Source organism: Streptomyces aureus (assembly GCF_001418135.1).
Taxonomy (GTDB): domain Bacteria; phylum Actinomycetota; class Actinomycetes; order Streptomycetales; family Streptomycetaceae; genus Streptomyces; species Streptomyces aureus_A.
Map to the genome: position 1 here is coordinate 1 of NZ_LIPQ01000327.1, position 4,763 is coordinate 4,763.

Genomic DNA, 4,763 nt, shown 5'->3' on the forward strand with positions numbered 1-4,763 from the left:
GTCCGTGGGGGGTGGGGGGAGGGCCATGCTGTAGTGGCGGTAGAGCTGGAGCTCTTGTTCCGGGGAGAGGTGGCGGCCCACGCCGAAGTCGGGGGCGTCCTTGATCAGGGCGCGCTCGTACGGGATGTGGAGGCCGTTGTCGATGAGTTCGCTCGGCTCCAGGGGGACGAAGGCGTCCCGGCTGAACAGGCCCGTGCGGACCGCTGCCCATTCCGGGATGCCGGTGGCGTCGTCCAGGTACACCTCGTCCACGGTTCCGATCTTGTGTCCGTTCCGGTCGTACGCCTTGCGGCCGATCAGGCTGCGCGGATCGATATCGGTCTGCACGGTCCCTCCAACTGGTCGCAACTGCTCTACACCCTACGAAAGTGCACAACTGGGATGTCGGCCACTTGAGCGATGGAAGCCGCAACCTCGCTGGTAGGCTGGCTGTGGCTGTCGACCCCGTGCGGGAGAGTCCCCCGGAGAAACCTTCCGGTGGGCGCCGAAGGAGCAAATCCTCCCCGGAATCTCTCAGGCCCCTGTACCGCGCGGACGAGGTCACTCTGGAAAGCAGAGCGGTGTCCGACGGCATGCGCTCTCACCGACGGTGAAAGCCGGCGTGCCGTGAGGCGTGTCGGTGAAACTCTCAGGTTGAGATGACAGAGGGGGAGGCCGTCCGGGTACCCGCGCCGTGGTGCCCCTCGCAGGTCGTGACGACCAGGAGGCCTCCGTACATGACCGCCAACCGCATTCCGCTCTCCGAACTCGAACAGGGCATCCCGTTCGAGCAGCGGCACATCGGGCCCGACGCCGAGGCGCGCGCCAAGATGCTCGCCCAGGTCGGTTACGGCTCCCTCGACGAGCTCACGGCCGCCGCGGTGCCGGACGTCATCAAGAACACCGAGGCGCTGGGCCTGCCGGCCGCGCGCACCGAGGCCGAGGTGCTCGCCGAGCTGCGCACGCTCGCCGACCGCAACCAGGTCCTCGCGCCCATGATCGGTCTCGGCTACTACGGGACCTTCACGCCGCCGGTGATCCTCCGGAACGTGATGGAGAACCCCGCCTGGTACACGGCGTACACGCCGTACCAGCCGGAGATCTCGCAGGGGCGCCTCGAGGCCCTGCTGAACTTCCAGACCGTCGTCGCCGACCTGACCGGGCTGCCCACCTCCGGTGCCTCGCTGCTCGACGAGGGCACCGCCGCCGCCGAGGCCATGTCGCTCGCCCGGCGCGTCGGCAAGGTCAAGAACGGTGTCTTCCTCGTCGACGCCGACGCCCTGCCGCAGACGATCGCCGTCATCGAGACCCGCGCCGAGCCGACCGGTGTCGAGGTCGTCGTGGCCGACCTGAGCGAGGGGATTCCCGCCGAGGTCGCCGAGCGTGGTGTCTTCGGTGTGCTCATCCAGTACCCCGGCGCCTCCGGTGCCGTGCGGGACATCAAGCCGCTGATCGACGCCGCTCACGAGCTCGGTGCGATCGTCACCGTCGCCGCCGACCTGCTCGCGCTCACCCTGCTCACCTCGCCCGGTGAGCTCGGGGCCGACATCGCCGTCGGTACGACGCAGCGCTTCGGCGTTCCCATGGGCTTCGGCGGTCCCCACGCCGGTTACATGGCCGTCCAGGACAAGCACGCCCGTTCCCTGCCCGGCCGTCTCGTGGGTGTCTCCGTCGACGCCGACGGGAACCGCGCGTACCGCCTGGCCCTGCAGACCCGCGAGCAGCACATCCGCCGCGAGAAGGCCACGAGTAACATCTGCACCGCGCAGGTGCTCCTCGCCGTGATGGCCGGCATGTACGCCGTCTACCACGGGCCCGAGGGTCTTCAGGGCATCGCGCGCCGAACCCACCGGTACGCCGCGATCCTGGCCGCCGGCCTCACCGCCGGGGGCGTGGAGCTCACCCAGGGCGCCTTCTTCGACACCCTCACCGCCCGTGTGCCCGGCAAGGCCGACGAGGTCGTGGCCGCCGCCCGCGAGGCCGGTGTGAACCTCTACCGCGTCGACGCGGACCACGTGTCCATGTCGTGCGACGAGACCACCGGGCGCGCCCAGCTCGCCGCCGTGTGGGGTGCCTTCGGTGTGACCGCCGACGTCGAGGCCCTGGACGCCACCACCGAGGACACGCTGCCCGCCGGGCTGCTGCGCTCCGACGCGTACATGACCCACCCGGTCTTCCACGCGCACCGCTCCGAGACCTCGATGCTGCGCTACCTGCGCAAGCTCGCCGACCGCGACTACGCGCTCGACCGCGGCATGATCCCGCTCGGCTCCTGCACGATGAAGCTGAACGCGACGACCGAGATGGAGTCGGTGACCTGGCCCGAGTTCGGTCAGATGCACCCCTTCGCCCCGGTCGAGCAGGCGCAGGGCTACCTCACGCTCATCACCGAGCTGGAGGAGCGTCTCGCCGAGGTCACCGGCTACGACAAGGTGTCGATCCAGCCGAACGCCGGTTCGCAGGGCGAGCTGGCCGGTCTCCTCGCCGTCCGCGCCTACCACCGCGCCAACGGTGACGAGCAGCGCACCGTCTGCCTCATCCCGTCCTCCGCGCACGGCACCAACGCCGCCTCCGCGGTGATGGCCGGCATGAAGGTCGTCGTCGTCAAGACCGCCGACGACGGCGAGGTCGACGTCGCGGACCTGCGCGCCAAGATCGAGCAGTACCGCGACGAGCTGTCCGTGCTGATGATCACCTATCCGTCGACGCACGGCGTCTTCGAGGAGCACGTCGCCGACATCTGCGCCGAGGTCCACGAGGCCGGCGGTCAGGTGTACGTCGACGGTGCCAACCTCAACGCGCTCGTCGGTCTCGCCAAGCCGGGGCACTTCGGTGGCGACGTCTCGCACCTGAACCTGCACAAGACCTTCTGCATCCCGCACGGCGGCGGCGGCCCGGGTGTCGGCCCGGTCGGTGTGCGCGCCCACCTCGCCCCGTACCTGCCGAACCACCCGCTCCAGCCCTCCGCGGGACCGGAGACCGGCGTGGGCCCGATCTCGGCCGCCCCGTGGGGCTCCGCGGGCATCCTGCCGATCTCGTGGTCGTACGTGCGCCTCATGGGCGGCGAGGGCCTCAAGCGCGCGACCCAGGTCGCCGTCCTCGCGGCGAACTACATCGCCAAGCGCCTGGAGCCGCACTTCCCGGTGCTCTACACCGGCCCGGCCGGTCTGGTCGCCCACGAGTGCATCGTGGACCTGCGCCCGCTGTCCAAGGCGACGGGCGTCACGGTCGACGACATCGCGAAGCGCCTGATCGACTACGGCTTCCACGCGCCGACGATGTCGTTCCCGGTGGCCGGCACGCTGATGATCGAGCCGACCGAGTCCGAGGACCTGGCCGAGCTCGACCGCTTCTGCGACACGATGATCGCGATCCGGGCCGAGATCGAGAAGGTCTCCTCGGGTCAGTGGCCCGCCGACGACAACCCGCTGCGCAACGCCCCGCACACCGCGGCCGCGCTGGGCGGCGAGTGGAACCACGCGTACACGCGGGACGAGGCCGTCTTCCCGGCCGGTGTCTCGGCCGCCGACAAGTACTGGCCGCCGGTGCGTCGCATCGACGGTGCCTTCGGTGACCGGAACCTGGTCTGTTCCTGCCCGCCGCTGGACGAGTACGACGGCTGAGGGTGACGTCGGCCGCGTACGACGGTCGAGCGTGAATCGAGGGCCGGTGCGGAGAATGTCTCCGGGCCGGCCCTCGGGCGTGGTGCGTGCTTTCAGGCGGCGGTCGTCACCTGGCCCGTCGACAACGGCCGGTGCGGGGCGATGATCTGCCCGTCCGGCAGCAGTTCGCCGGTGTCCTCGAAGAGCAGGACGCCGTTGCACAGCAGGCTCCAGCCCTGCTCCGGGTGGTGTGCCGTCAGTCGGGCCGCCTCACGGTCGGCGGAGTCGGCGGTGGGACAGGCAGGCTGGTGCTGGCACATGGGTGGGTTCTTTCGCTGCGTCGTAGTGGATGTCCTGCGGCTCTTCGCGCTCATCGCCGCCCCCGTCGGTCGGTTCGGTTCCGATCCCAGTCTTGCCCCATGGACGGTCTTCCGCAGGGATTTCGCGGCAGCTCGTCCTTTCCTGGGAAGACGCATCACCCGCAGGGGCGGTTCAGGTCAACTGCACCGTCTCTTTGGGTGGTTCGGAGTGGTCCCAGTGGGCTAGTCCGTCCGGGAGGGGTGTTCGGGCGGTGCGTTCGGGCCGGGTTCTCGGACAGCAGTGCGCCCCGTGACCCGGGTGGGTCACGGGGCGGCGACGCTCGTGCGGTGGATCAGGCGGGCGCCGCCGAGCCCAGGAGGGGCGGCGGCGCGAGGCGCGTACTGAGCACGGGCAGGAGGTCGGCGACCTGGTACGGGCGGTGGGCCGCGATCCCCGGCGGGGCGGGCGCGAGCGGAACCAGCAGGTCCGCCGCGGCCGGGGTGGCGGTGACACAGTCCGTCTCCGGCTCGGCGTGCAGCCAGAGGGTCAGCATGTAGAGCTCCGGTACGGAGAGCAGCCGCGGCTGGTACGGGCCGGGCAGCGCCTCGGCCTGGAGCAGCGCCCGCTCCGTCGCGGTGACGTACGGCCCCTCGAAGAAGTGCGAGAAGGACCAGCCGTCCGGGGTCAGCATGGTGTCCGCGGCGGCGATGGCCCGCCCCCCGTTCCTGATCAGGAAGCGCCAGCCGGCGAGGCGGGTGCGGGGGGCCTGCCCGGGCGTCCCGGCGACGCCGAGGACGTGGACGGGCAGGGGGAGTTCGGGGCTCAGTGGTCCCTGCGCGGCCCGCAGGGCGGGAGTTCGCGCCTCGCGGACGGCTGTCGGTG

Annotated in this window: 4 protein-coding genes and 1 riboswitch; of the genes, 1 reads left to right on the forward strand and 3 read right to left on the reverse strand. The window is 70.8% G+C overall.

Features of this window, described 5'->3' with window-relative positions; translation table 11 throughout:
* A partial coding sequence (locus tag AOK00_RS25465) for a PRC-barrel domain-containing protein (RefSeq protein WP_055602599.1) occupies positions 1 to 327 on the reverse strand: 327 nt, incomplete at its 3' end.
* A gap of 112 nt (positions 328 to 439) precedes the next feature.
* Positions 440 to 539, forward strand: a riboswitch (glycine riboswitch).
* A gap of 177 nt (positions 540 to 716) precedes the next feature.
* On the opposite strand from AOK00_RS25465, the gene gcvP reads away from it, so the two are divergent.
* Positions 717 to 3,602, forward strand: a complete 2,886-nt coding sequence (gcvP, locus tag AOK00_RS25470; RefSeq protein WP_055602596.1) for an aminomethyl-transferring glycine dehydrogenase — start codon at positions 717 to 719, stop codon at positions 3,600 to 3,602.
* Positions 3,603 to 3,694: 92 nt separating this feature from the next.
* Here gcvP and AOK00_RS25475 read toward each other — a convergent pair whose 3' ends face one another.
* A complete protein-coding gene (locus AOK00_RS25475; protein WP_055602597.1) occupies positions 3,695 to 3,901 on the reverse strand; it encodes a DUF5999 family protein in 207 nt (68 codons plus the stop codon).
* A gap of 332 nt (positions 3,902 to 4,233) precedes the next feature.
* The coding region (locus AOK00_RS25480; RefSeq protein ID WP_055602598.1) for a hypothetical protein at positions 4,234 to 4,763 on the reverse strand (530 nt) is incomplete at its 5' end.